Genomic DNA, 25,109 nt, shown 5'->3' on the forward strand with positions numbered 1-25,109 from the left:
TTCCGCATGCCTGCACGAAACCCTGAGGTCAGGGCCTCCGGTGGTCTCCGGTGCGTCCCGCTCCGTGCTCGGTGTCCCCGAAGCCCGGGGCCAGGACGTCGCCTTCGGCGCCGGCGAACCCGGGGGCCGCATCCCCCTCGGCCGCCGTGCGGGCCCGGTTCTCGCCGGCCGCCTTGCGGTCCTTCTCGGCCTGCTCCTCAGCTTCCATCTCGGCGAAGACGTCGATGGGCGCCGGCGCCTTGGCGAGGAAGACCCAGGTCAGGTACACCGCGAGCAGGAACGGCGGGATCTTGAGCGCGACGAGCACCCAGCCGAGCTCGGTGGTGTCGGCCCACCAGTACAGCGGGAAGAGGATCGCGCACTTGGCGAGCAGGATCAGACCCCAGGCGTAACTGGCCTTGGTGTACGCCTTCTTGCGGCCGGGGTTCCTGGTGCGCCAGGAGAGGTTCTCCTTGAAGACGGGTCCGAGGATCAGCCCGATCAGCGGCACCCCCGCCAGGGCGGTCACGAGGTAGGCCAGGGCCAGCCCGAGCGTGTAGAGCATGCCCGGGAGGTAGAAGTCCTTGGCGTTGCCCGTCATCATCGCGAAAGCCACACCGAAGGCCACACCGAAGACACCGCTGAAGGCGTGCTTGACGGTGTCCCTGCGGATCAGCCGTACGGCGACGAGGACCAGGGAGACCGCCAGGGCGGCGATCGCCGAGGCCTTCAGGTCCTTGTTGATGGTGAAGATCGTGACGAAGAGCAGCCCGGGCAGGACTGTCTCCACCATGCCGCGCACGCCGCCGAAGGCCTCGAAGAGCGCGGCTTCCGTGACCGCCTTCGCGTCGTCGGCCTGCTGGTCGGTGCGGTGGGGCTGGTCCGTGTCGGACGTCGGCTTGTCGAGAGACGTCACCGGCTACTCCTTGCCGAGTGGTCGGAGTTCGTATTTGGGGTTGAACAGCACCCGGCGGCCGTGGCTGATGGCGATACGGCCCGACGCTATGAGCTTGCGGCCCGGTTCGATGCCGACGATGGACCGCCGGCCGAGCCAGACCACGTCGAGCGGCGCGGTGCCGTCGAAGAGCTCCGCCTCCAGGGCGGGAACTCCCGCCCGCGGACGCAGGGTGACGGTCCGCAAGGTACCAGTCACCTTGACGATCTGGCGGTCTGAGCACTCGGAGATGCGAGTGCACCCCGAGGCGTGCGCGTCCTCCCGCAGCTCCTCGGACTCCAGGTCCTCCTGGGAGCTGGACAGCCGGTCGAGCATGCGTCGGAAGCGGCCGGACGGCTTCTCCGTCCTGCCGGGCTTCTCGAATCGGGGAACAGCGCTCATACCCGAAGGGTACCGGTCTCCGGTGTCAGGGGCGGGGTGGCGGGGGTCTCACCCGGACGAGTGAGGCCGCTCCTCCGGGAAACCGCTCTCCGTGCTCGTCCGGAAGCTGCTCCGTCGGTCACTCGGGCACCTGCTCAGCTGCTCCGACGGTCACTCGGGCACCTGCTTGCCCCGCTCGAAGCGGTAGCCCATCCCCGGCTCGGTGACGAAGTGCCTGGGGTGCGAGGGGTCCGCCTCGAGCTTCCGGCGCAGTTGGGCCATGTAGACCCGCAGGTAGTTGGTCTCGGTGCCGTACGAGGGCCCCCAGACCTCCTGGAGCAGCTGCTTCTGGCTGACGAGCCGGCCCGCGTTGCGCACCAGCACCTCAAGGAGGTGCCATTCGGTGGGGGTGAGGCGTACGTCCCGGCCCTCGCGCTGCACCTTCTTCGCCGCCAGATCGACGGTGAACCCCTCGGTCTCGACGGTCACCTGGTCGTCGGCCCCGTCGGGGCCGACGGGTTCCGCCCTGCGCACGGCGGCGCGCAGCCGTGCCAGCAGTTCGTCCATGCCGAACGGCTTGGTGACGTAGTCGTCGGCGCCGGCGTCCAGGGCCTCGACCTTCTCGTCGGAGGTGTGGCGGGCGGAGAGCACGAGGATCGGCACCCGGGTCCAGCCGCGCAGGCCCTTGATCACCTCGACGCCGTCCATGTCCGGGAGCCCGAGGTCGAGGACGACCACGTCGGGGTGACGGGCCGCGGCGAGCTGCAGGGCGGTCGCCCCGTCGGGCGCCGCGTCCACCTCGTACCTGCGCGCCTTGAGGTTGATCACGAGGGCGCGCACGATCTGCGGCTCGTCGTCGACCACGAGCACCCGGGTCATCGCGGACCTGCCTTTCCGGAATACGTGGAGGGGGCGGTGGTACGCCCCGTGGATCTCATGACGTCACCCGCGCGGACGGCGGGGAGGCGGGGCGCACCTGTCCCGGCGCGGCGGTGAGCGTGAGGACCATGGTGAGCCCGCCGCCGGGGGTGTCCTCGGCGCCCAGTGTGCCGCCCATGGACTCGACGAATCCGCGGGCCACGGCGAGGCCGAGACCGACCCCGGCGCCGCGCGGAGCGTCTCCGTACCGCTGGAAGGGCTCGAAGATGCGCTCCTTGGCCTCGTCCGGGACCCCTCGGCCTCGGTCGGCCACCCGTAGCTCGACCCGCTCTCCGAGGGCGCTGGCGGCGACGATGACGCGTTCCCGGCCGTTGCTGTACTTGACCGCGTTCTCGACGATGTTGGCGACCGCCCGCTCCAGCAGCCCCGGGTCCACGGCGACCATGGGCAGCGTCTCGGGAATGTCCAGGTCGACGCTCCCCTCGGGAACGCCGCCGAGCGCCATCGGGACGACCTCGTCGAGGTCGATCTCGCGGATCAGCGGGGTGACCGTGCCGGTCTGCAGGCGTGACATGTCGAGCAGGTTGCCGACCAGGTGGTCCAGGCGGTCGGCGCCGTCCTCGATGCCGGCGAGGAGCTCCGCCTCGTCCGACTCCGACCAGGAGACGTCGTCGGAGCGCAGGGAGCTGACGGCGGCCTTGATCGCGGCGAGCGGGGTGCGCAGGTCGTGGCTGACGGCGGCGAGGAGGGCGGTCCTGATGCGGTTGCCCTCGGCCAGCCGCCTCGCCGCCTCCGCCTCGCCCACCAGGCGCTGACGGTCGAGCACGACGGCGGCCTGCGCGGCGAAGGCGCCGAGGACCCGGCGGTCCTCGGCGGGCAGCACCCGGCCGGAGAGCGCCAGGGCCATGTGGTCGCCGACGGGCATGTCCACATCCGCGTCGTCGGGGCGGGCCACCGGGGCGGGCCCGACGGAGCCCGCGCAGGTCCACGGCTCGACGTCGCTCTGCCGCTCCAGGAGGGCGACGGACTCCATGCCGAAGGTCTCGCGCACCCGGTCCAGCAGGGCGTCCAGGGCCGTCTCCCCCCGCAGGACGCTCCCGGCGAGCGCGGAGAGGATCTCGGACTCCGCCCGCAGCCGGGCGGCCTGGTGCGTACGCCGGGCCGCGAGATCGACGACGGAGGCGACCGCGACCGCCACCGCGAAGAAGATCACGATGGCGACGAAGTTCTCCGGGTCCTGCACCGTCAGCGTGTGGGTGGGCGGGGTGAACCAGTAGTTCAGGAGCAGGGAGCCGACGGCCGCCGAGGCGAGGGCGGGGGTCAGCCCGCCGAGCAGGGCGGCGGCCACCGTCAGGAAGAGGAAGAGCAGGACGTCGTTGGCGAGTCCCGGCCCGTTCTCCATGCCGTGCAGGAGCAGGGTCAGGAGAGCGGGTCCGCCGACGCCGGCCAGCCAGCCCGAGATGATCCGGGTGCGGCTGAGTCTGGCCCCGCGGGCGATGGGCAGCCCTCGCCCCTTGGCGACCTCTTCGTGCGTGACGATGTGGACGTCCAGGTCGGGGCCGGACTCGCGGGCGACGGTGGCGCCCACCCCGGGGCCGTAGATGTACTGCCAGGTCTTGCGGCGGCTGGACCCGAGGACGATCTGGGTGGCGTTGACGCCCCGGGCGAAGGCGAGGAGCGCGGTGGGTATGTCGTCGCCGATGACGTGGTGGAAGGTGCCGCCGAGGTCCTCGACGAGGGTGCGCTGGCCGGCGAGCTCCTTGGGCGAGGCGGAGGTCAGTCCGTCGCTGCGGGCGATGTACACCGCGAGGATCTCGCTGCCGGAGCCCTTGGCGGCCATCCGGGAGGCGCGGCGGATGAGCGTTCGGCCCTCGGGACCTCCGGTGAGCCCGACGACGATGCGCTCGCGGGCCTTCCAGGGGGCGCTGATGTCGTGCTCGCCGCGGTACTGCTGGAGGTACTCGTCGACCCGGTCGGCGACCCACAGGAGGGCCAGCTCGCGCAGGGCGGTGAGGTTGCCGGGGCGGAAGTAGTTCGACAGGGCCGCGTCGACCTTGTCGGGCTGGTAGACGTTCCCGTGGGCCATGCGGCGCCGCAGCGCCTCGGGCGACATGTCGACGAGCTCGATCTGGTCGGCCCGCCGGGCGACCTCGTCGGGGATGGTCTCCTGCTGCCGCACGCCGGTTATCGACTCGACGACGTCGCCGAGGGACTCCAGGTGCTGGATGTTGACGGTGGACACGACGTCGATGCCCGCCTTGAGGAGCTCCTCGACGTCCTGCCAGCGCTTGGCGTTGCGGGAACCGGGCACATTGGTGTGGGCCAGCTCGTCCACCAGGGCGACGGCCGGCGCGCGTTCCAGTACGGCGTCGACGTCCATCTCGGCGAACACGGCCGAGCGGTGCTCGATCTCGCGCCGGCGGATCTGCTCCAGGCCGTGCAGCAGCACCTCGGTGCGGGGGCGGTCGTGGTGCTCCACGAACGCGACCACGCAGTCGGTGCCGCGTTCCACCCGGCGATGGGCCTCGGAGAGCATCGCGTACGTCTTGCCGACGCCGGGTGCCGCACCCAGGTAGATCCGAAGCTTGCCGCGTGCCATGGCCCCATTGTCTTCTCTGATCAGGCTTCCGCAGCCGCGGGAGCCCGCCTCGAAGTTACCCCGAGAATTTCCGGCACATGGGGCCAGGGGCGGACGGGGGGTCCGTCTTGACAGGATTCTGATGCGGCCGGACGCTCACCCGCGCACTGCCGTGGCCTTACGCGTGCTCGACGATGTGCCCGTCGCTGAGCTCCAGGACCCGGTCGGCGAAACCCAGCAGCTGGGGGTCGTGGGTGGCGACGAGGAGGGTGACGCCCTCGCTGCGCACGACGGCCCGCAGGAGCTGCATGACCGCGAGTCCGGTCTCCGCGTCGAGCTGGCCGGTGGGCTCGTCGGCGATCATGAGCGCGGGCCGGTTGGCGAGCGCGCGGGCGATGGCGACCCGCTGCTGCTGGCCGCCCGAGAGCTCCCCGGGGCGCTGCTGGGCGTGGTCGCCGAGGCCGACCAGGGACAGCAGCAGGGCCACCCGGTCCTCGCGCTCACCGGGATCGGTCCCCCGCAGTCGCATGGGTACGCCGACGTTCTCCGCCGCGGTGAGGATCGGGATCAGGCCGAAGGACTGGAAGATGAAGCCGATACGGTCCCTGCGCAGCCCCAGGAGCCCGTCCTCGCCGAGGCCGGAGAGGTCGGTGCCGCCGACGGCGATCCGGCCGCTGTCCGGTGTGTCGAGGCCGCCGACCAGGTTGAGCAGCGTGGTCTTGCCGGACCCCGAGCGCCCCTTGAGCGCGACGAGCTCGCCTCGTGGGATCTCGAAGGAGACCCCGCGCAGCGCGTGCACGGCGGCGGCGCCGGTCCCGTACGAGCGGTGCAGGTCCTCGACCCGCACCATGGGGCCGTCGGCCGGGCTCTCGGCCAGGGCCGTACCGCTCTGCGCGCCGGTGCTGCGTGTCATCGTTCTCCCCCGTGCGTACGCGGCCGTGCGTACCGCTCCCTCGGCAGCCGCCAGTATGGGCGCGTGCCGCCCGGTGAGGCAATGCGTGGGGCCGGTGGGCCGTGCCCGGGCAAGGGCACGGCCCACCGGCCCCACGGCTGCGGGGCGGGGTGGCTCAGCGCACCTCGGTGATCTCGGGTCCGCGCTGGAGCTGGCCCATGCCACCGGAGAACTTCGAGCTCTCCTGGTCCTCCTGCTGCACGCCTTCCGGCACCATCTGGGCGTCGTTGGGCAGCTTGAGGACGATCGGGTCGCGCGGCGCCATCGGGCCCTCACCACGGACCACGACGGTGTCGCGGAAGATCGTCTCCAGCAGCCCGGCGGCCTCCGGCTGCACGGCGCCCTGACCGGAGATCACTCCGCGCAGGAACCAGCGCGGCCCGTCGACACCGACGAAGCGCACCAGCTGCACGCCGTTCTTCCCGTCCGGGAGCTGTACGGGGACCTGCGCGCGCAGCTCCCAGCCCAGCGGGCCCTCGACCTCGTCGATGATCCCGCCCTGCTGGGTGATGCCCGAGGCGATCTCCTCGCGCACCTCGCCCCAGATGCCCTCGCGCTTGGGGGCGGCGAAGGCCTGCAGCTGCACCGCGCTGTCGCGCAGCACGACCGTGGCCGCGACGATCGCGTCGCCGGCGACCTCCACCCGGAGCTCCATGCCCTCGACCCCGGGCACGAAGATGCCGCCCAGGTCCACCCGGCCCTCGCCGGGCTGGGACACCTCGGAGATGTCCCACGGCCCGTCGGGACGGGGCGCGGGGGGCAGGTTGGCGCGGCGCGAGCCGCTGCCGGTCCCGGCGTCGTCGAGCTCGTCGGCGACCTGCTCGGCCTCGCGCGCTTCGTCCGCCGTGTCCTCGGCGGAACCACTGTTCTTGCGACGTCCGAACACGTCAACGTCCTTCCCGGTCGGATACGACCGAAGCGTAGCTGTTCCCACCCTGGGTGTTACCGCCCGTGACGCCGTCCACAGCGGCATGGCCGCCGGTGGATCCGAAGCCCCCTTCGGCACGCGCCGAGCCGGGGAGTTCCGTCACCTCGTGGAAGCGCACCTTCTCGACCTGCTGGACGACCAGTTGGGCAATCCGGTCGAACCGTTCGAACCTCACGGTCTCGCGCGGATCGAGATTGACCACGATGACCTTGATCTCCCCACGGTACCCGGCATCAACCGTCCCTGGGGCGTTCACGAGAGCCACTCCGCAGCGGGCCGCGAGGCCGGAGCGCGGGTGGACGAAGGCGGCGTAGCCGTCCGGCAGGGCGATGGACACCCCGGTGGGGAGCACCGCCCGTTCCCCGGGGGCGAGCTCGGCGGCCTCGGTGGTCACCAGATCGACGCCGGCGTCGCCCGGGTGCGCGGAGGACGGGATCGGCACGTCCGGGTCGGTCCGGCGGACGAGGACGTCGACAGGGTGGCGCGTCACGGGTTCACCTCGAAGGCTCGGGCACGCCTGACCTGATCCGGGTCGGACATCGCCGCCTGGATCTCCTCGGGCCGGCCGTTGTCGATGAAGTGGTCCACCTTGACCTCGATGAAGAGTGCTTCCGCCCGGACCGCGACCGGACCCTCGGGGCCACCGATGCGCCCCGTGGCGCGGCAGAAGATCTTCCGGCCGAGCACGGCCGTGACCTCGGCCTCCAGGAAGAGCACCGTGTCCACCGGTACCGGCAGCACGTAGTCGGTCTCCAGCCGTCCGGTCACGGCGATCACGCGCAGCAGCCAGTTCAGCGAGCCGAGGGTCTCGTCCATGGCCGTGGCCAGGACGCCTCCGTGCGCAAGTCCCGGAGCGCCCTGGTGGGCGGCCTTCACGGTGAACTCGGCGGTGACGTCGACGCCCTCTCCGGCCCGCGCCTGGAGATGCAGCCCGTGCGGCTGTCCCCCGCCGCAGCCGAAACAGTGTTCGTAGTGGGAGCCGAGGAGCTCGCCGGGGGCCGGGGCGTCGGGATGGCGGACCGGTTTCACCGCTCCGGCCGGGGGTGTCAGACGTGCAGATGTTCCACTCACAGGCGCAGACCTTACCCGCGCGCCCGGCCGCGGGTCGCGCCGTGCCAAGCTTGCTTTCATGCAGCCTTCCGCACCTCCCTTCGACGAACGTCTCACCGCGCCTCGCAGCTGGTGGCTCATCGCCTTCGGGATCGGCGTCGCCTGTGCGCTGATGCTCCTGCCCCTCGGCCTCCTGCCCATGCTCGGCGGCCTCGTCGCCGGGACGGCGGCGGCATGCGCGGGCGTGAGCTCGTACGGCTCCGCGCGTATCCGGGTCGTGGCCGGCGCGCTCGTCGCGGGGGATGCCCGGATCCCGCTGGACGCACTCGGAGACGCCGAGGTGCTGGACGGGGAGGAGGCGCGCGCCTGGCGCTCGTACAAGGCCGATCCGCGCGCTCACATGCTGCTGCGCAGCTACATCCCGACGGCGGTGCGGGTGAAGGTCACGGATCCGGCCGACCCGACGCCGTACGTCTACCTCTCGACCAGGGAGCCCCAGGCGCTGGTGGCGGCCCTCGCGCCCGTCCCCGCCTGAGGGTTCAGCCGTCCGCGGGGCCTTCCAGGCCCTTGGGCAGCTCGTGCGGGGGCTCCGCGGGCTGCTCCAGCGGCGGGAGCTCCGGGAGGCGGTCCCAGGGGATCTGCCCGCGCCGCAGGTCGTTCCTGACCCGGTCGGCGAGCTTCTTGGTGTCCCGCCGGTTCATCATCGCGCCGACGGCGGCGCCGATCATGAACGGGATGAGGTTCGGCAGGTCGCGCACGGTGCGCTTCATGATCTGCTGGCGCAGTTCACGCTTCATCTGCCCGCCGAGGGCGGCGTTGAGCGTGGTGGGGCGGGAGACGTCGATCCCGCGCTCCTCCGTCCAGGAGGTCAGATAAGCGGTGCTGCGCTGCCCCAGATTGCCCGGGGGGCGTCGGCCGTAGACCTCGTGGAGCTCGGCGACGAGCTTCATCTCGACGGCCGCGACGCCGGTGATCTCCGCCGCGAGTTCCGCGAGCATGGCGGGCGGTACGGGCATCATCGCCGCCGCCCCGATGCCCGCGCCGACCGCGGCTGTGGCCTTGCAGGCACCAGCGACCAGCTTGTCGGCGAGCTCTTCGGGGCCGAGCCCCGGGAACTGCCTGCGCAGGGTGGCGAGGTCCCGCACGGGGATCCGGGGAGCGATGTCGATGATCCGGTCGGCCACCACGCCGACCGCCGCGACGGCGCTCTCCCTGCTCTTGAGCACGCCCCGTTTCAGTGTGTTCAGCCGGCCGGTTCCCTTCGGGGGCCCGTCCGGGCCGTCCTGTCCGGGCTCCTGGGAGCCCGCGGCGCGTACTGCTTCGAGCGAGGCCGCAAGGCCCCGCTCGTCGTCAGATGCGCCGGGGGAGGCCGGCAGGGCGGTCCTGTGCTCGGCAGCGGGGCTTGTGCCCTCTGCCGGGCGCGTGCCGCCCTGATGCGCCTCCGACGACTTCGTACGCCGCAAGCGCCGCTTCCACAACGGTGTGTCGCCTGCCACGGCCGGCCGACTCAGTCGCAGTCGCGGCAGATGGGCTGACCGTTCTTCTCTCGTGCCAGCTGGCTGCGGTGGTGCACGAGGAAGCAGCTCATGCAGGTGAACTCGTCGGCCTGCTTGGGCAGGACCCGCACGGCGAGCTCTTCGTTGGACAGGTCTGCGCCGGGCAGCTCCAGTCCCTCCGCCGCGTCGAACTCGTCGACGTCGACGGCGGATGCCGTCTTGTCGCTCCGACGAGCCTTGAGCTCCTCCAGGCTGTCCTGATCGACGTCGTCGTCGGTCTTGCGTGGGGTGTCGTAATCCGTTGCCATGTCGCTCTCCCCCTCATGGGTGTCTGCGGTGTCTCAGCGCACGTAACGCGTGAGAGGCCGGACTTGTGCCCGACCTGAGGCGGAGATTTTGCCTCACATCAAGGTCTGTTACTCAATCGACACCCAACCGGACCGCTCGTGAGCGATCAGCTTGGGTGGCGATGGGGACCGTACACGGTCCGTTTGCTGCACTTCACGGGCGCCACCCCGTGTACTTCCCGTGATATCGGCCCCCGGAAACCCGGACGTTTCCAGGCTTTCGAGCACAGATGTGATCACGGAGAGTGGAGGGACGAGAAATCGCGCCTGTGATCGATCACACAGGGACGGAATGGTGATCAGGTTCTAAAATTCCGCCCAAAGCGAACAGAGCGATCCCATACGGCTTCACCCGGTGAAGCCTCTCAGGCCGGCAGGGTGACGCGCATCACGAGACCACCGCCCTCGCGGGGCTCCGCGATGATACGGCCTCCGTGCGCCCGAGCGACGGACCGTGCGATCGACAGGCCGAGTCCGACCCCCTTGTCGCTGCCTGTCCGCTCCGTGCGCAGACGCCTGAACGGCTCGAAGAGGTTGTCGATCTCGTAGGCGGGGACCACGGGGCCCGTGTTCGAGACCAGCAGGAGCGCCTGGCCGTGCTGGAGCTCGGTGGTGACCTCCACCCAGCCGCCCTCCGGCACGTTGTACCGCACGGCGTTCTGCACGAGGTTCAGAGCGATCCGCTCCAGGAGCACGCCGTTGCCCTGGACCACCGCCGGAGCACGCTCCCCCCGGATCTCCACGCCCTTGTCCGCGGCCTCCGACCGGGTCTGGTCGATGGCGCGGTCGGCGACCTCGGCCAGGTCCACGGGCTTGCGCTCGACGATCTGGTTGTCGCTGCGGGCGAGGAGCAGGAGCCCCTCCACGAGCTGTTCGCTGCGCTCGTTGGTGGCCAGGAGCGTCCTGCCGAGCTGCTGGAGCTCCGTGGGGGCCTCCGGGTCGGAGAGATGGACCTCCAGCAGTGTGCGGTTGATCGCGAGCGGTGTGCGCAGCTCGTGCGACGCGTTGCCCACGAACCGCTGCTGGGCCGTGAAGGCCCGCTCCAGGCGGTCCAGCATCTCGTCGAAGGTGTCGGCGAGCTCCTTGAGCTCGTCGTCGGGCCCGTCCAGCTCGATCCGGCGGGACAGGTCGGTGCCGGCCACCCTGCGGGCGGTGCGGGTGATCCTGCCCAGCGGGGACAGCACGCGGCCCGCCATCGCGTAGCCGAAGGCGAAGGCGATGATGCTGAGGCCGACAAGGGCCAGCAGCGCCCTGTTCAGCAGGCTGTCCAGGGCGTGCTGGCGCTGCGCCGCCGTGCAGTCCTTGATCGCCTCGTTGAGCTGGCCGTTGTTCTGGGCGGAGCCGAGCTGCGGGCACATCTCGCTGGAGATCTGGACGTTCGTCCCGGAGACCTGGAACTCCAGGCCGCCGGCGTCGTGCAGGGCCTGCGCGGCCAGCATGTAGATGATCGAGAGCAGCAGGATGCCCGCGATCAGGAACATTCCGCCGTAGAGCAGCGTGAGCCGTATCCGGATGGTGGGCCGCAGCCACGGATAGGGGGCCTCCTGCTGTTTCGGCTCCCAGGTCGGTTTCGGGGGCGCGGCGACCGGGCCCGGAGAAGCTGCCATCACGCCCTCAGATCCGGTATCCGGAGCCGGGGACGGTGACGATGACGGGGGGCTCGCCGAGCTTGCGCCGCAGGGTCATGACCGTCACCCGCACCACGTTGGTGAACGGGTCGGTGTTCTCGTCCCATGCCTTCTCCAGCAGCTGCTCGGCCGAGACGACCGCGCCCTCGCTGCGCATGAGGACCTCCAGCACGGCGAACTCCTTCGGGGCGAGCTGGATCTCCTGCTCGCCCCGGAAGACCTCGCGGCGGTTGGGGTCCAGTTTGATCCCGGCCCGTTCCAGCACGGGCGGCAGCGCGACGGTCGTACGGCGCCCCAGGGCGCGCACCCGTGCGGTCAGCTCGCTGAAGGCGAAGGGCTTGGGCAGGTAGTCGTCCGCTCCGAGCTCCAGGCCCTCGACCCGGTCGCTGACGTCGCCGGACGCGGTGAGCATCAGCACCCGGGTGGGCATGCCGAGCTCGACGATCTTGCGGCAGACGTCGTCGCCGTGCACCAGCGGGAGGTCCCGGTCCAGCACGACGACGTCGTAGTCGTTGACCCCGACACGTTCGAGGGCCGCGGCTCCGTCGTAGACGACGTCGACGGCCATGGCCTCCCGGCGCAGTCCGGTGGCCACCGCATCGGCGAGCAGCTGCTCGTCCTCGACGACGAGTACGCGCACGGCGCAGTCCTTCCCTAGATCCAGAAAAACGGCGAGCGGCCCTCGTTCCGGCCGCTCGCTGCACGTCAGCGGCACCGACTGTGCGCGTCCATCCTGCCCGCAACGCGCATAAACCGGCGGTAAGACGGCGCGGGAGGGGCCGCCGCCCCGGGGAATTGGTCGGACTCCTCTGCAAGTTGAGGTTTCTCGCGGGGCGCGCACGGGGAGGACGACCTCACACCCGCGATCACGCCCTGCATGGGGCGCACCACAGCCCGTCCCGCATCCAGAGGGACTGCGTGATCACCCGCACTCCGGCCCCGGGCCGGGGACCTCCGGGCACACCCCCGTGCCACCGACCCACGATGAGGGGGCGCTTCATGGACGCTTTCACCGCAGGTCTGCTGCAACGAATCAAGACCACCGAGTCCGACCTCACCAGGGCTCGCGAGACAGGCGACGACTTCCTCGCGGACGTCGAGCAGGGAGAGCTCGACGACCTGCACCGCCTCGCCGCCGAGCACGGCGTCGAAATCGGCGCCACAAGCGTCTGAGCCGCTACGAGAAGGCCCCGGGAGCCGTACCGGCTCTTCCGGGGCCTTCTCGCATCACCGCGCCCTCCACGGCGCCGTCAGGGCCGCCGGGAGCGGTACCTCAGTCGTGCCAGGCGCCCAGCTCTTCGAGGATCGCCTGGAGAGGTTCGAAAACGCCCGGCGTCGCCGCGACGGTGAGGTCGTTGTCGGCGGGCAGGCCCGGCCGGCCGCCGGTGAGCGCGCCGGCCTCGCGTGCGATGAGATCGCCCGCCGCCACGTCCCACGGATGCAGCCCGCGCTCGTAGTAGCCGTCGAGCCGGCCGGCCGCGACGTCACAGAGCTCGATGGCGGCCGATCCCCCGCGCCGGATGTCGCGCAGCCGCGGGATCAGCTGCTGGGCGACGGCCGCCTGGTGGGTGCGTACCTCGGTGACGTAGTTGAAGCCGGTCGACACCAGGGCCTGGTCGAGGGGCGCCGTCGGGCGGCAGTGCAGCGCCTGTCCGTTGCCGTACGCGCCGCCGCCGAGGACCGCGTGGAACGTCTCGCGCCGCATCGGGGCCTCGACCACCCCCACGATCCGCTCCCCGTCGCGCTCGGCGGCGATGGAGACCGACCAGGTGGGCAGGCCGTAGAGGTAGTTCACCGTGCCGTCGAGGGGGTCGATGACCCAGCGGATGCCGCTGGTGCCCTCGGCGCTGGCGCCCTCCTCGCCGAGGAAGCCGTCGGCGGGGCGGTGCTCGGAGAGATAGCCGGTGATCAGCTTCTCCGCCTGGATGTCCATCTCGGTGACGACGTCGATGGGGCTGGACTTCGTGGCGGCCACCCCCAGGTCGGCGGGGCGGCCGTCCCGGAGCAGGGCTCCGGCCCGGCGGGCCGCTTCCAGGGCGAGGTCGAGCAGTTCGGGCAGGAGAGGGTCGGTCACGGCGCTCCAGAGGTGGTGGCGCGGGGGGCCGGACGGGCTGTCGGCTCCCGCGGGGAGGGCGGGCGGCCTTTCGGCCCCCGGGGCGGCGGCTCTGCCGGACCCGGGGGCCGGGGAAGGCGGGACTCAGAAGGGGCTGTCGGCTCCCGCCGCGGCCGGCTTGGGGGCCCTGGCCGGACAGCAGCCGACCGGGCAGACGTCGTGGGAGGGGCCGAGGCCGCCCAGGGCGCACGGCGTGACCGGACGCTCCTGTTCGGCGGCGGCGCGTTCCAGGAGGAGCTCGCGCACGGCCGCGGCGAACCGGGGGTCGGCGCCCACCGTCGCCGACCGGCGGACCGGCAGCCCCAGCTCGGCCGCCTTGGCGGTGGCCTCGGTGTCGAGGTCGTACAGCACTTCCATGTGGTCCGAGACGAAGCCGATGGGGGCCATGACGACCGCAGGGACGCCTTCGCCGTGCAGCGTCTCCAGGTGGTCGCAGATGTCGGGCTCGAGCCAGGGGATGTGCGGGGCACCGCTGCGCGACTGGTAGACGAGCTGCCAGGGGTGCTCGACTCCGGTCTCCTCGCGCACGGCCTCGGCGATCAGCCGGGCGACGTCCAGGTGCTCGGCCACGTAGGAACCGCCGTCGCCGTGCGTCTCGACCGGCCCGGAGGTGTCGGCCGCGGAGGTCGGGATGGAGTGGGTGGTGAACGCGAGGTGCGCTCCCGCCCTGACGTCCTCGGGCAGGCTCGCCAGCGAGTCCAGCACGCCGTCGATCATGGGCCGTACGAAGCCTGGGTGGTTGAAGTAGTGCCGCAGCTTGTCGACCCGGGGCACCGGAAGCCCTTCCGCCTCCAGCGCCGACAGCGACTCCGCGAGGTTCTCGCGGTACTGGCGGCAGCCGGAGTAGGAGGCGTAGGCGCTGGTGGCGAGCACGGCGATGCGCCGCCGGCCGTCGGCGACCATCTCGCGGAGGGTGTCAGTCAGGTACGGAGCCCAGTTGCGGTTGCCCCAGTAGACCGGGATCTCCAGGCCGTGGCCGGCGAAGTCCTCGCGCAGGGCGTCGAGCAGGGCCCTGTTCTGCGCGTTGATCGGGCTCACGCCGCCGAAGAGGAAGTAGTGCTTTCCGACCTCTTTCAGCCGTTCCTCGGGGATTCCCCGGCCACGGGTCACGTTCGCGAGGAACGGGACCACGTCGTCGGGGCCTTCCGGACCACCGAAGGAGAGCAGCAGCAGAGCGTCGTAAGGAGCGGGACCACGCGGATCGGACATGCACCCGATCCTGCCACCCGCCTCCGGCGGCGCGGCAACCGCCGTCGGCGCGTCCTGGGAGCACCGTGGGCGCCCGTAAGCTGTATCGGCCCCCCGCACACCTGACAGGCTTCACCGGAGCTCCCCCTTGCCCAGCCCTTACCGCGCCATCTTCGCCGCTCCCGGCGCCCGGGAGTTCTCGGCGGCCGGATTCTTCGGCCGGATGCCGCTTTCCATGATGGGGATCGGCGTCGTCACGATGATCTCCCAGCTCACCGGCCGTTACGGACTGGCGGGGGCACTGTCCGCGACGCTCGCCATGTCGGCGGCGGTCATGGGACCCCAGGTGTCCCGGCTGGTCGACCGCCACGGGCAGCGCCGGGTGCTCCGCCCCTTCACGCTGTTCGCCGCCGCGTCGGTCGCGGGGCTGCTGGTCTGCGCGCAGCAGGGGCTGCCCGACTGGACCCTGTTCGTCTTCGCGGTGGGAGCGGGCTGCGTCCCGAGCGTGGGTTCGATGGTCCGGGCCCGCTGGGCGGAGATCTACCGGGGCTCGGGCCGGCAGCTGCACACCGCGTACTCCTGGGAGTCGATCGTCGACGAGGTGTGCTTCATCTTCGGGCCGATCGTCTCCATCGGGCTGTCGACGGCCTGGTTCCCGGAGGCCGGGCCGCTGATCGCCGGTGTGTTCCTGGTGGTCGGCGTCTTCTGGCTGACGGCCCAGCGCGCCACCGAGCCCGCACCGCACCCCACGGAGCACCACACGGGCGGTTCGGCGCTGCGCTCGTCCGGACTCCAGGTGCTGGTCGTCACCTTCGTCGCCACCGGGGCGATCTTCGGGGCGGTGGACGTGGTGACGGTGGCCTTCGCCGATGAGCTCGGCCACAAGGCGGCGGCGAGCCTCGTACTGGCGGTCTACGCGCTCGGTTCCTGTCTCGCCGGAGCCGTCTTCGGGCTGCTGCACCTGCGGGGCAGGGCGTCCACCCGGTGGCTGGTGGGGGTGTGCGCGATGGCCGTGAGTATGATCCCCCTCCAACTGGCCGGGAGCCTGCCGTTCCTGGCCGTGGCGCTCTTTGTCGCGGGCCTCGCCATCGCACCGACGATGGTCACCACGATGGCCCTCGTCGAACAGCACGTACCGCGCACGCAGCTGACCGAGGGCATGACCTGGACCAGTACCGGACTCGCGGTCGGAGTGGCGCTCGGCTCCTCCGCCGCGGGCTGGGTGGTCGACGCCTCGGGGGCCGAGGCGGGGTACGCGGTGCCCGCCGTGGCGGGAGCGCTCGCGGCCGCGGTGGCGTTCCTGGGGTATCGCCGGCTCGCCGAGCCGGCTCCTAGGGGAGGGCGCGGGGAAGATGACCGACACCTACGCACGGACGACGAGCACGTGGCGTAACTGGGCCGGCAACGTCAGCGCCCGGCCCGCGCGCGTGGCGTCCCCGGCCTCCGTCGCCGAGCTCGCGGACGTGCTCCGCAGGGCGTCCGAGGACGGTCTGACCGTCAAGCCCGTCGGCACCGGCCACTCGTTCACGGCGACGGCCGCAACGTCCGGGGTCCTCGTGCGCCCGGACCTGCTCACCGGTATCCGGGACATCGACCGTACGGCGATGACCGTCACGGTCGAGGCGGGCACCCCGCTGCACCGGCTCAACGCCGCGCTCGCCCGCGAGGGACTCTCCCTCACCAACATGGGCGACATCATGGAGCAGACGGTGGCCGGGGCCACCTCCACGGGCACCCACGGCACCGGCCGGGACTCCGCGTCGATATCCGCCCAGATCCGTGCCATGGAGCTCGTCACGGCCGACGGCACGGTGCTGCACTGCTCGCCCACCGAGCACCCTGACGTCTTCGCCGCCGCCCGCACGGGGCTCGGGGCGCTCGGCGTGGTCACCGCGCTCACCTTCGCGGTGGAACCGGTCTTCCTCCTGACGGCCCGCGAGGAACCGATGACCTTCGACCGGGTCACCTCGGACTTCGATCAGCTGGTCGCCGAGAACGAGCACTTCGAGTTCTACTGGTTCCCGCACACCGGGAACTGCAACACCAAGCGCAACAACCGCAGCGCGGGTCCCGCGGCCCCTCCGGGACGGATCAGCGGCTGGATCGAGGACGAGCTGCTCTCCAACGGGATCTTCCAGGTCGCCTGTTCGGTGGGCCGGGCGGTCCCCGCGGCCATCCCCTCCATAGCCGCGCTCTCCAGCCGCGCGCTGTCGGCGCGCACCTACACCGACATCCCGTACAAGGTGTTCACCAGTCCCCGGCGGGTGCGCTTCGTCGAGATGGAGTACGCCGTGCCGCGCGAGGCCGCGGTCGAGGCGCTGCGCGAGCTCAAGGGCATGGTCGAGCGCTCGCCGCTGCGGATCAGCTTCCCCGTGGAGGTGCGCACGGCCCCGGCGGACGACATCACGCTCTCCACGGCCTCGGGCCGGGACAGCGCGTACATCGCGGTGCACATGTACCGGGGAACGCCCTACCAGGCGTACTTCACCGCCGTGGAGCGCATCATGACGGGCTACGACGGCCGGCCGCACTGGGGCAAGATCCACACCCGGGACGCCGCAGCGCTGGCCGGGAGCTACCCGCGCTTCGGCGAGTTCACCGCCCTGCGCGACCGGCTCGACCCGGGCCGGCTGTTCGCCAACGACTACCTGCGCCGGGTGCTCGGGGACTGACGGGCGGACGGCCGCGCCCGGCCCGGGCGGTCACCCCTCCGGTTCCGCCCCTGCCGCGCCGTCCTCCTGGGCCGGTGCCCCGTCGGTCGCCGTCGGGTCCGGCGCGCCCGAGGTGGCGCCGTCGCCCGGTGTCGTCGGGGCGGGCGGTTCCGGGGTCGTGCCGCCGGACACGGAGGGGGTGGGCGTGGGGTCCGCCGTCGAGCCGTCGTCACCGGTGGTGCCGGGCCGGGTGCTCCTGCCCTCCCCCGAGTCCGTACCGGGCGTGGTCGTCTCCTGCGCCGGCCGACTGTCCTCGCCGTCGCTCTTCTCGCCGGTGCCGCCCGTGCCCGCCGGGGGTTCGGGCGAGGTCGCCCCCGCGCCGCTGTCGCCGCGCACGACGGAGCCGACGGTCGTCCCGCCGTTGCCCCCGAGATCATGGCCCGAGGCCAGCTCGTACACGGTGATCCCCGCCATGGACAGGACGAACACACCGGTGGCGGCGAGCGCCGAGCGCTTCCAGCCCCGGACGCGGGTGCCGTGCGTACGGGCGTCGGAGTAGGCGTCCTGCGGCGGCTCGCCGCCGGGACCCCCACCCCCGGGGCGCGCGCCGGCGGGATCCGCGTCCTGGGGAAGCCTCCTCAGCATCGTCGTACGGTCCAGGTCGCCCGGCCGGGAGCGGCCCAGCACCGTGGTGGGGTGCTCGCCGGGCTCGACCCCGCGCAGGACGGTGGTCGGATGCTCGCCGGGCTCCAGGCCCCGCAGGACCGTGGTGGGGTCCACGCTGTGCAGGCCCGTCGTCGCGTCGTCCCCGGGCCGCCGCCTGCCGGACGTCGTCTCCCGCGTGCGCACCGTGACCTGACGGCCCGCCGGATGCTTCACCTGCACGGTGACTTCCCGGATCTGCTCCCCCGTACGACGGAAGAAGTGCTGGAAGACGGATCCCCCGCAGGTGGCCACCACGCTCATCACGCCCGCGCCGGCGATCGTCCCGTACACACCGAGCTGTGAGGCCATCACCGCGGCCGCGACCGCGGCGACGGCACTGCCCGCCACCTGCGGCAGGCTCAGATCTATGCGCCTTTCCTTGCGTTCCGCATCACTCTGCGGCTTCTGAACCATGATCAGCCCCTGCTCGACAACTACCCCACCTTGCACCAGAGAGGGACATTTGAGCGAATCAGATAGTTCCATTTCTGGAGATTTTGTGAAGCAGCCCACGCAGCACGGGCAACTCCCGGGTGCCTGGGTATCCAACTCCCGTACCCGGCGAGAACTTGGACGGCGCGCCGTCCACCCCGGTGGCCCGAATGGAGTACTGTGACGAGCCCTGGGGCCGGACTCCTACACGGGTATCCGGAAACTACGGGAGGGGGCCGAAAGGCACCCGAACCGGCGGCGCCGCGGCATCGCACGGGCGCCTGCTACATGGAGCGACCATCCGGTCGCTCCGCGTCGCGAACAGGTAACCGTGCCATCGCGGCGGTCCAGGGCCAAGGCCCGACACGCCGGGTAACTTGGCAAGGTTGTGGCAGGCTGAACCCGGGCAGGTCACACTCGACTAGCGGAAGCAGCGACGCAGGTGACGTCGGCAGGCACCACCCGGGAGGTTCCCATGCCCGAACTGCGTGTCGTGGCCGTCTCGAACGACGGCACACGACTGGTGCTCAAGGCTGCGGACAGCACGGAGTACACGCTTCCGATCGATGAGCGGCTGCGTGCCGCCGTGCGCAACGACCGCGCCCGGCTCGGCCAGATCGAGATCGAGGTGGAGAGCCATCTCCGCCCGCGCGACATCCAGGCGCGTATACGCGCCGGTGCCTCCGCCGAGGAGGTCGCCCAGTTCGCCGGTATCCCGGTCGACCGGGTGCGCCGCTTCGAGGGCCCCGTGCTCGCGGAGCGTGCCTTCATGGCCGAGCGAGCCCGCAAGACCCCGGTGCGGCGCCCGGGCGAGAACACCGGCCCCCAGCTCGGCGAGGCGGTGCAGGAGCGTCTCCTGCTGCGCGGGGCCGACCGGGAAACCGTCCAGTGGGACTCGTGGCGCCGTGACGACGGCACCTGGGAGGTCCTCCTGGTCTACCGCGTCGCGGGCGAGCCCCACTCCGCGAGCTGGACGTACGACCCGCCGCGGCGCCTGGTCCAGGCCGTGGACGAGGAGGCGCGTTCGCTGATCGGCGAGACCGACGACGTCGCCGCTCCGGAGCCGAGCTTCCCGTTCGTGCCCCGGATCGCCCGGCTGCCGCGCGACCGGCCGCTGGACCGCGCCCTGGACCGCCAGATCGAGCGCCCCTCCCCCTCCGCCGTGGAGCCGGAGGAGCGCGTCAGCGGTGTGTCGGCCGGCGAGCGTGACTCGCTGACCAGCCTGCTGGAGGCGGTACCGAGCTTCCGGGGGGACATGGTCGTGCCGGAACGGCCCTCGCAGCCGGAGCCGCCCGCGCTCGAGCCCGCCTCCCAGGAGGAGCCCGAGGCGGACGAGCCCCCGGCCGCGGCGGCCTCCGCCGGTGCCGGCTCCGCGTACGCCGACGTACTGATGCCGCGCGCCGTGGCCGGTCACCGCGACCGGCTGACCGGGACGACGGACCGGCAGGCCGAGGCGGACGGGGTGCGCCCGGGGCGCCGTGCGGCGGTGCCGAGCTGGGACGAGATCGTCTTCGGCACCCGCCGGAAGAAGCAGGACTGAGGGTCCGGTCAGGATCCGCGCGACCTGGGCGAGGGTCCGCACGCGTCGGCGTGCGGGCCCTCGCCTCTTTCTCAGGGGCTTGGCCCGGCAGCCCCCCGTGAGGCGCCGTCCTCCAGGCGCCCGGGGCGGGGCCTGGAGGACGGCGCCTCACACGGTCAGCTCGGGGCCGGGCCGGTGGCGACAGGGCGGGACTCGTCCGCGGACCACTCCGACCAGGACCCGGCGTACAGCGCGGCACGCTGTCCGGCGATCTCCAGGGCCAGGACTTCGTGGGCGCCCGAGACACCGGAGCCGCAGTAGACGCCGACCTCGGCCGTGCCGTCCGCGCCGAGAGCCGAGAAGCGGGAGGCCAGCCTTCCGGCCGGCAGGAAGCGGCCGTCGCTGTCGACGTTCTCGCTGGTCGGGGCGGACACCGCGCCCGGGATGTGCCCGCCGACGCGGTCGATCGGCTCCACGTCTCCCCGGTAGCGCTCCGCGGCACGCGCGTCGAGCAGCACGCCGGAGCGAGCCAGCGCCGCGGCGCCGTCCGCGTCCAGCAGCCCGAGCGCCCCCGGCTCGGGCCGGAAGTCCCCCTCGGCGGGGGCCGGAATCACCGTGGTGAGCTCGCCGGTCCACGCGGCGAGACCGCCGTCCAGCACGCGGACGTCGTCGTGGCCCGTCCACCGCAACAGCCACCACGCGCGGGCCGCGGCCCAGCCCTGGCCACCGTCGTAGACCACCACCGGACCGTCCCCGCGCACCCCCGCCCGCCGCATGACGGCCCCGAAGGCCTCAGGATCCGGCAGGGGGTGGCGGCCTCCGCTCCCGGGCGGCCCGGCGAGCTCCGCGTCGAGATCGACGAACACCGCCCCCGGGAGGTGTCCGGCTTCGTAGTCCGCACGGCCGTGCGGACCGCCGAGCTGCCAGCGGACGTCCAGGAGCACCGGCGGGCGCGGCCCGGCCGACTCGCTCAGGTATTCGGATGCGGTGATGATGGGGTTCATGGGTGCCATCTTCGCGCAGCGGCCCCTCGGTCCCCCGCCCCGTCGCCGAAATGCATGTACCGCATCAAAACGGACTTCGGGGCGATCGGAAGCTTCGAAACGCGGCGCGGCCGGGGTGCCTCGGGGCCCGAGGGGTGCGAGCATCTGCACGGAGCGTGTGCACCCGTATCCGTACCCCTGGACGCCGTGCAGAGCCCGTCCCCCGTACGGCCACCCCGATGGTACGAGGAGAGAGAAGAAGATGACCGAGGCTGCCACCCGGCGCCCGCCCGGAGCACCGTGCTGGGTGAGTCTGATCGTGCACGGCCTGACCGCGACGCAGGAGTTCTACAGCACGCTGTTCGGCTGGGAGTTCCGGCCCGGTCCCAAACAGCTGGGGCCCTACGTCCGGGCGCTGTTGAGCGGCAAGGAGGTCGCTGGCATCGGGCAGTTGCCGCCGGACCGGCACCTGCCCATCGCCTGGACGACGTACCTCGCCACGGACGACGCGGACGCCACGGCCGAGGCGATCCGTTCCTGCGGCGGCACGGTGGCCGTGGGTCCGCTCGACGCCGGTGACGCGGGCCGCCTGGCGATCGCCTCGGACCCGGGCGGAGCGGTGTTCGGCATCTGGCAGGCCGCCGAGCACCTCGGTACGGCCCTCGCGGGCACACCCGGCACCCCGGCGTGGAACGAACTGGTGACCCGGGAGACCTCGTCGGTCGCCAAGTTCTACCAGGCCGTCTTCGGGTTCGAGATCGAGGCGGTCGTCTCGGCCGACTTCGACTACCAGACACTGCATCTCCAGGGGCGCCCCGTGGCCGGCCTGCACGGCGTGGGGCACGCCCTGCCGCGCGACCGGGGCCCGCACTGGATGACGTACTTCCAGGTGGCCGACACCGACGCGACCGCGGCGCGCGTGGTGGAGCTCGGCGGGCGCGTCCTGCAGCCACCACGTGAGGGCGCGACCGGGAAGCTTGCCACGGTGGCGGACCCGGAGGGCGCCGTGTTCACGATCGTCCGGCCGCCGGGCCACTGAACCCGGCGGCCACCACGACCGCCTCCCGCGTCGACGGGCGGCAGCCGCGGGCCGGGACGCCCGCCGCGTCAGGGCACGGCCGGCCGCGGGGTTCCGGGAGGTGTCCGTGTCACCTCGGCCGAGCGGGCTGGAGTCCCGCGTACACACCGCCGGTACCCAGCAGTTCCTCGTGCGTCCCCACCTCGGCGATGCGGCCTCCCTCCATGGCTACGATGCGGTCCGCCCCCTGGATCGTGGAGAGCCGGTGGGCGACGACGAAGACGGTCCTGCCGTGCACGAGACGGCTCAGGGCCTCCTGGACGAGCGCCTCGGAACGGTTGTCGAGCGCTGAGGTGGCTTCGTCGAGCACCAGCACCCGCGGATCGCGGATCAGCGCCCGGGCGATGGCCAGACGCTGCTTCTGGCCACCCGACAACTGCGCGCCGCGCTCCCCGATGACGGTTTCCAGGCCCTGCGGCAGTCCTTGCACGAACTCCAGGGCGTTGGCGTCCCGCAGGGCACGCATCAGCGTCTCCTCGTCGGTGTCCCCCATGCCGTACGTGACGTTGTCGCGGATGCTGCCCTCGAACAGGATCGACTCCTGTGGCACCACCGACAGGAACCGCCGGTAGGTACGCAGGTCCAGACCGGCCATGTCGACACCGTCGAGCAGGATGCGGCCGGAGGTCGGGCGGATGAAGCCGATGAGCAGGTTGAGGACCGTCGACTTGCCCGCTCCGGAGGCTCCGACCAGCGCGATGGTCTCGCCGGGCCGCGCGGTCAGGGTGAATCCGTCGACGGCGGGCTCCCCGTCGTAGGCGAAACCGGCGTCCTCGAAGTCGATCCGGCCTGTGACGCTCTCCACCCGCGTCTTTCCGGCGTTGTTCTCCAGATCGGGCGCCTGGAGCACCTCCCCCGCCGAACGCACCGATTCCAGGCCCTTGGTGAGGATGGGGGCCAGGCCCAGGAGCGTCGTCACCGACCCCGTCAGCACGGTGAAGAAGGCGCTGAGCATCACGACGTCACCGGCGGTGATCGCCATCCAGCCGTGGTACGAGACCAGGGCGGAGCCGGTGAGGCACAGGACGCCGAGTGTGTTGAGGATGACCCAGGCCAGCGAGCCGAAGCGGCCGTTGATCATGTCCAGGCGCAGACCTGCGGCGAACACCTGGCGCAGGGAGCCGTCGACCCTGCCGAGCGCGGTCCGTTCGAGGCCGTGGGCGCGGGTGATGGGGATGAGCGTGGTCATCTCCCCGACCCGCGAGGAGAGTTGCTCCACCTCACGCCGGAAGGACTCGTTGTGGCTGCGCAGCCGCCCGCGCAGCTTCATCACCAGGAAGCCCGCGGCGGGCACCACGACGAGGAAGACGGGCAGGAATTCGGGCACCCGTACGCCGATGACGACGAGCCCGCCGATCAGCGTGACCACGGCGCCGAGGCCCATGTCTGAGCTCTGCTGCACCATCTGCTCGACGGCCTCGACGTCACGCACCACCTTGGCCTGGAGCACGCTCGAACTGACCCGCGCGTGGTAGCCGATGGAGAGCTGCTGCATCCGCCGGCACAGCGCGGAGCGCAGGGTGATGCCCATGCGGCGGATGCTTCCGCCGAGGAAGCGCACATACCACTGGTGGAGCGGATAGTTGATCACGAGGATGAACAGCAGGACGCCGGCCGCCTTCCAGATCCCCGACTCGGGACCGTGCTGGACGACCACGTCGAGGACGGTCGCGGTGATCAGCGGCAGCAGCCAGATGGGGCTGTGCTTCACGACGAAGAGGGCGACGGCGAGGGCGAGGCGGCCACGGTCGGGCCGGAGCAGATGACCGAGGGTGCGGACGGGGTTCTCGCCGCGGTAGCGGTGATCGAGGTGGTCGAAGGGTGCCAGGGGTTCGGCGGAGAGCGGTGAAAGCGCTTTCTTCATGGAGATCATCCCACCCGCTCGCCCCGCCGCCGACAACCCCCGTTCCACGCAAAGAGACAGCCGAGGGGTGAAACGGGCACCCGGCCGCGCCTCAGACACCACCGCGGCACGGCTGCGGCCCGTACACACCTCCGTGGGGTGTACGGGCCGCTGCCGTGCACGTGGGCGCGTCGCGCCGCGGGACGGGCCGGGGTCACAGCCCCCGGGGGCCGTCGCCCGCAGCCGTCGACTCGGCCAGCTTCTGGAACTCGCCCAGGTCGTAGTTGGCCAGGACCGAATCGAGGTTCGTCAGCGCTCCCAGGTGCTCCACGAAGCCGTTGGGGTCGTACTCGATCTGCAGCGCGACCCGGCTGGAGGTGTCGTCCAGCCGGTGGAACGTGACGACACCGGCGTGGTGCACACCCTCGATGGTCTTCCAGGCGATGCGGTCCTGCGGGACGACCTCGGTCAGCTCCGCGACGAACCCCTTGTCGGCGCCCGGCAGGGACAGCTGCCAGGAGAACCGGCGCTCGTCCATCGGGTCGACGCGACGGACGTGGCTCAGGAACTTCGGCCACTGCGTCACATCGCTCCACAGCGCGTAGGTGACGGCGACGGGCGCCTTGATGTCGACGGTCTCGACGAGGGAGGAGGACATGGAGATCATCCTTCTTTCTCTCGGTTACGGCTTGCGCTGCCGCCTACCCGGCCCTCGGCGATGCACGCATGGAGCCCCGCCGTGCTCGCGGGTCATCCCTGGTTGACCGGCAGGACGTCCGGGGACAGCACGCCCGCCTGAGCCGCGGCGCTCGTCATGCGGCGCCGGTGGTGACGGCGGCAGAGCACCTCGTAACCGACGTCCCCGGCCGGCCGGTCGACGTCTCCGACGACGACCTGCTCGCCCTCGACGACCATGACCCCGCCCACCGTACGGGCGTTGTGCGTGGCCCGGGCCCCGCACCAGCACATGGCCTCGACCTGCAGCGTCTCTATCCGGTCCGCGAGCTCGATCAAGCGCTGCGAGCCGGGGAAGAGCTTTGTGCGGAAGTCCGTGGTGATGCCGAAGGCGAACACGTCGAGCCCCAGGTCGTCGACGACCCTGGCCAGCTGGTCGATCTGCTCGGGCGCGAGGAACTGTGCCTCGTCCACGATCACGTAGTCGACCCGCTCACCCCTGGACATCTGGCCCACGAGATAGCCGTACACGTCCATGCCCGGCGTCGCCTCGATCGCCTCCGTCACCAGACCGAGCCGCGAGGAGAGCTTCCCCTCTCCCGCCCGGTCGTCCCGGGTGAAGATCACTCCCCGCAGCCCGCGAGCGGACCTGTTGTGGCCGATCTGGAGGGCCAGGGTGCTCTTTCCGCAGTCCATCGTTCCGGAGAAGAACACGAGCTCGGGCATGAGAAGGTGCGCGCCTTTCGGGTGCGAGTGCGGTGTGAGGAGGG

General features: G+C 71.7%; 25 protein-coding genes. 6 read left to right on the forward strand and 19 right to left on the reverse strand.

The window, feature by feature from the left end; genetic code table 11:
* Nucleotides 1–28: 28 nt before the first annotated feature.
* The 8 genes from ACFY8O_RS29320 to ACFY8O_RS29355 all read right to left on the reverse strand — a co-directional run bounded on the left by ACFY8O_RS29320 (nt 29) and on the right by ACFY8O_RS29355 (nt 7,702).
* Complete coding sequence (locus tag ACFY8O_RS29320; RefSeq protein WP_387907611.1) at nt 29–895, reverse strand: DUF3159 domain-containing protein; 867 nt, start codon at nt 893–895, stop codon at nt 29–31.
* A 3-nt stretch (nt 896–898) separates the two neighbouring features.
* Nucleotides 899–1,315 carry an OB-fold nucleic acid binding domain-containing protein gene (locus ACFY8O_RS29325; protein ID WP_145808636.1) on the reverse strand — a complete coding sequence of 139 codons (417 nt, stop codon included), beginning with the start codon at nt 1,313–1,315 and terminating at the stop codon, nt 899–901.
* Between the two features lie 150 nt (nt 1,316–1,465).
* Nucleotides 1,466–2,173, reverse strand: a complete 708-nt coding sequence (locus ACFY8O_RS29330; protein WP_387907615.1) for a response regulator — start codon at nt 2,171–2,173, stop codon at nt 1,466–1,468.
* A gap of 55 nt (nt 2,174–2,228) precedes the next feature.
* Nucleotides 2,229–4,772, reverse strand: a complete 2,544-nt coding sequence (locus ACFY8O_RS29335; protein WP_387907617.1) for a DUF4118 domain-containing protein — start codon at nt 4,770–4,772, stop codon at nt 2,229–2,231.
* A 157-nt stretch (nt 4,773–4,929) separates the two neighbouring features.
* Nucleotides 4,930–5,664: an ABC transporter ATP-binding protein gene (locus ACFY8O_RS29340; RefSeq protein WP_387907620.1), complete on the reverse strand. Its 735-nt coding sequence runs from the start codon at nt 5,662–5,664 to the stop codon at nt 4,930–4,932.
* A gap of 154 nt (nt 5,665–5,818) precedes the next feature.
* Nucleotides 5,819–6,589 carry a DUF3710 domain-containing protein gene (locus tag ACFY8O_RS29345; protein WP_145808643.1) on the reverse strand — a complete coding sequence of 257 codons (771 nt, stop codon included), beginning with the start codon at nt 6,587–6,589 and terminating at the stop codon, nt 5,819–5,821.
* Between the two features lies 1 nt (nt 6,590).
* The gene (gene dut / locus ACFY8O_RS29350; protein WP_145808645.1) at nt 6,591–7,121 is read right to left on the reverse strand and encodes a dUTP diphosphatase; all 531 of its coding nucleotides are present in this window, start codon (nt 7,119–7,121) and stop codon (nt 6,591–6,593) included.
* Nucleotides 7,118–7,702, reverse strand: coding sequence for a PaaI family thioesterase (locus ACFY8O_RS29355; RefSeq protein WP_145808647.1), 585 nt, complete (start codon nt 7,700–7,702; stop codon nt 7,118–7,120). The genes dut and ACFY8O_RS29355 overlap by 4 nt, the downstream gene beginning before the upstream one ends.
* 58 nt (nt 7,703–7,760) lie before the next feature.
* Here ACFY8O_RS29355 and ACFY8O_RS29360 point away from each other — a divergent pair, with 58 nt between their 5' ends.
* A complete protein-coding gene (locus ACFY8O_RS29360) occupies nt 7,761–8,216 on the forward strand; it encodes a DUF3093 domain-containing protein (protein ID WP_145808649.1) in 456 nt (151 codons plus the stop codon).
* 4 nt (nt 8,217–8,220) lie between these two features.
* On the opposite strand, the gene ACFY8O_RS29365 is transcribed toward ACFY8O_RS29360, so the two are convergent.
* From ACFY8O_RS29365 to ACFY8O_RS29380, 4 genes are all read right to left on the reverse strand, one after another.
* Nucleotides 8,221–9,177 carry a hypothetical protein gene (locus tag ACFY8O_RS29365; RefSeq protein ID WP_387907624.1) on the reverse strand — a complete coding sequence of 319 codons (957 nt, stop codon included), beginning with the start codon at nt 9,175–9,177 and terminating at the stop codon, nt 8,221–8,223.
* An 11-nt stretch (nt 9,178–9,188) separates the two neighbouring features.
* Nucleotides 9,189–9,485 (reverse strand): DUF4193 domain-containing protein, encoded by a 297-nt coding sequence (locus ACFY8O_RS29370; protein WP_003965732.1) that lies wholly within the window; start codon nt 9,483–9,485, stop codon nt 9,189–9,191.
* Between the two features lie 404 nt (nt 9,486–9,889).
* Complete coding sequence (locus ACFY8O_RS29375; protein ID WP_145808651.1) at nt 9,890–11,131, reverse strand: sensor histidine kinase; 1,242 nt, start codon at nt 11,129–11,131, stop codon at nt 9,890–9,892.
* A gap of 7 nt (nt 11,132–11,138) precedes the next feature.
* Nucleotides 11,139–11,792: a response regulator transcription factor gene (locus ACFY8O_RS29380; RefSeq protein WP_145808652.1), complete on the reverse strand. Its 654-nt coding sequence runs from the start codon at nt 11,790–11,792 to the stop codon at nt 11,139–11,141.
* A 359-nt stretch (nt 11,793–12,151) separates the two neighbouring features.
* Between ACFY8O_RS29380 and ACFY8O_RS29385 the strand changes: the two genes are divergently transcribed.
* The gene (locus ACFY8O_RS29385; RefSeq protein ID WP_164992724.1) at nt 12,152–12,325 is read left to right on the forward strand and encodes a hypothetical protein; all 174 of its coding nucleotides are present in this window, start codon (nt 12,152–12,154) and stop codon (nt 12,323–12,325) included.
* 100 nt (nt 12,326–12,425) lie between these two features.
* On the opposite strand, the gene ACFY8O_RS29390 is transcribed toward ACFY8O_RS29385, so the two are convergent.
* Both ACFY8O_RS29390 and ACFY8O_RS29395 read right to left on the reverse strand, forming a co-directional pair.
* Complete coding sequence (locus ACFY8O_RS29390; protein ID WP_145808653.1) at nt 12,426–13,226, reverse strand: inositol monophosphatase family protein; 801 nt, start codon at nt 13,224–13,226, stop codon at nt 12,426–12,428.
* 123 nt (nt 13,227–13,349) lie between these two features.
* Nucleotides 13,350–14,474 carry a ferrochelatase gene (locus ACFY8O_RS29395; protein ID WP_387907629.1) on the reverse strand — a complete coding sequence of 375 codons (1,125 nt, stop codon included), beginning with the start codon at nt 14,472–14,474 and terminating at the stop codon, nt 13,350–13,352.
* A gap of 127 nt (nt 14,475–14,601) precedes the next feature.
* Between ACFY8O_RS29395 and ACFY8O_RS29400 the strand changes: the two genes are divergently transcribed.
* Both ACFY8O_RS29400 and ACFY8O_RS29405 read left to right on the forward strand, forming a co-directional pair.
* Entirely contained in the window at nt 14,602–15,846 is a 1,245-nt protein-coding gene (locus ACFY8O_RS29400; protein WP_387907632.1) for an MFS transporter, read from the forward strand.
* Entirely contained in the window at nt 15,806–17,125 is a 1,320-nt protein-coding gene (locus tag ACFY8O_RS29405) for a D-arabinono-1,4-lactone oxidase (RefSeq protein WP_387907635.1), read from the forward strand. The genes ACFY8O_RS29400 and ACFY8O_RS29405 overlap by 41 nt, the downstream gene beginning before the upstream one ends.
* A 30-nt stretch (nt 17,126–17,155) precedes the next feature.
* On the opposite strand, the gene ACFY8O_RS29410 is transcribed toward ACFY8O_RS29405, so the two are convergent.
* Nucleotides 17,156–18,223, reverse strand: coding sequence for a hypothetical protein (locus ACFY8O_RS29410; RefSeq protein ID WP_387907636.1), 1,068 nt, complete (start codon nt 18,221–18,223; stop codon nt 17,156–17,158).
* A gap of 493 nt (nt 18,224–18,716) precedes the next feature.
* Between ACFY8O_RS29410 and sepH the strand changes: the two genes are divergently transcribed.
* Entirely contained in the window at nt 18,717–19,781 is a 1,065-nt protein-coding gene (gene sepH, locus ACFY8O_RS29415; protein WP_145808658.1) for a septation protein SepH, read from the forward strand.
* A gap of 155 nt (nt 19,782–19,936) precedes the next feature.
* Here the strand turns inward: sepH and ACFY8O_RS29420 are convergent, their stop codons facing one another.
* Nucleotides 19,937–20,764, reverse strand: a complete 828-nt coding sequence (locus ACFY8O_RS29420; RefSeq protein WP_145808659.1) for a sulfurtransferase — start codon at nt 20,762–20,764, stop codon at nt 19,937–19,939.
* Nucleotides 20,765–21,005: 241 nt separating this feature from the next.
* Between ACFY8O_RS29420 and ACFY8O_RS29425 the strand changes: the two genes are divergently transcribed.
* Nucleotides 21,006–21,782: a VOC family protein gene (locus ACFY8O_RS29425; protein WP_145808660.1), complete on the forward strand. Its 777-nt coding sequence runs from the start codon at nt 21,006–21,008 to the stop codon at nt 21,780–21,782.
* Nucleotides 21,783–21,891: 109 nt separating this feature from the next.
* Here the strand turns inward: ACFY8O_RS29425 and ACFY8O_RS29430 are convergent, their stop codons facing one another.
* The 3 genes from ACFY8O_RS29430 to ACFY8O_RS29440 all read right to left on the reverse strand — a co-directional run bounded on the left by ACFY8O_RS29430 (nt 21,892) and on the right by ACFY8O_RS29440 (nt 25,065).
* Complete coding sequence (locus ACFY8O_RS29430) at nt 21,892–23,685, reverse strand: ABC transporter ATP-binding protein (protein WP_145808661.1); 1,794 nt, start codon at nt 23,683–23,685, stop codon at nt 21,892–21,894.
* 193 nt (nt 23,686–23,878) lie between these two features.
* Entirely contained in the window at nt 23,879–24,322 is a 444-nt protein-coding gene (locus ACFY8O_RS29435) for an SRPBCC family protein (RefSeq protein ID WP_387907641.1), read from the reverse strand.
* A 92-nt stretch (nt 24,323–24,414) separates the two neighbouring features.
* Complete coding sequence (locus ACFY8O_RS29440; RefSeq protein WP_145808663.1) at nt 24,415–25,065, reverse strand: thymidine kinase; 651 nt, start codon at nt 25,063–25,065, stop codon at nt 24,415–24,417.
* Nucleotides 25,066–25,109: the final 44 nt, after the last annotated feature.

Source organism: Streptomyces argenteolus (assembly GCF_042902585.1).
GTDB lineage: Bacteria > Actinomycetota > Actinomycetes > Streptomycetales > Streptomycetaceae > Streptomyces > Streptomyces argenteolus.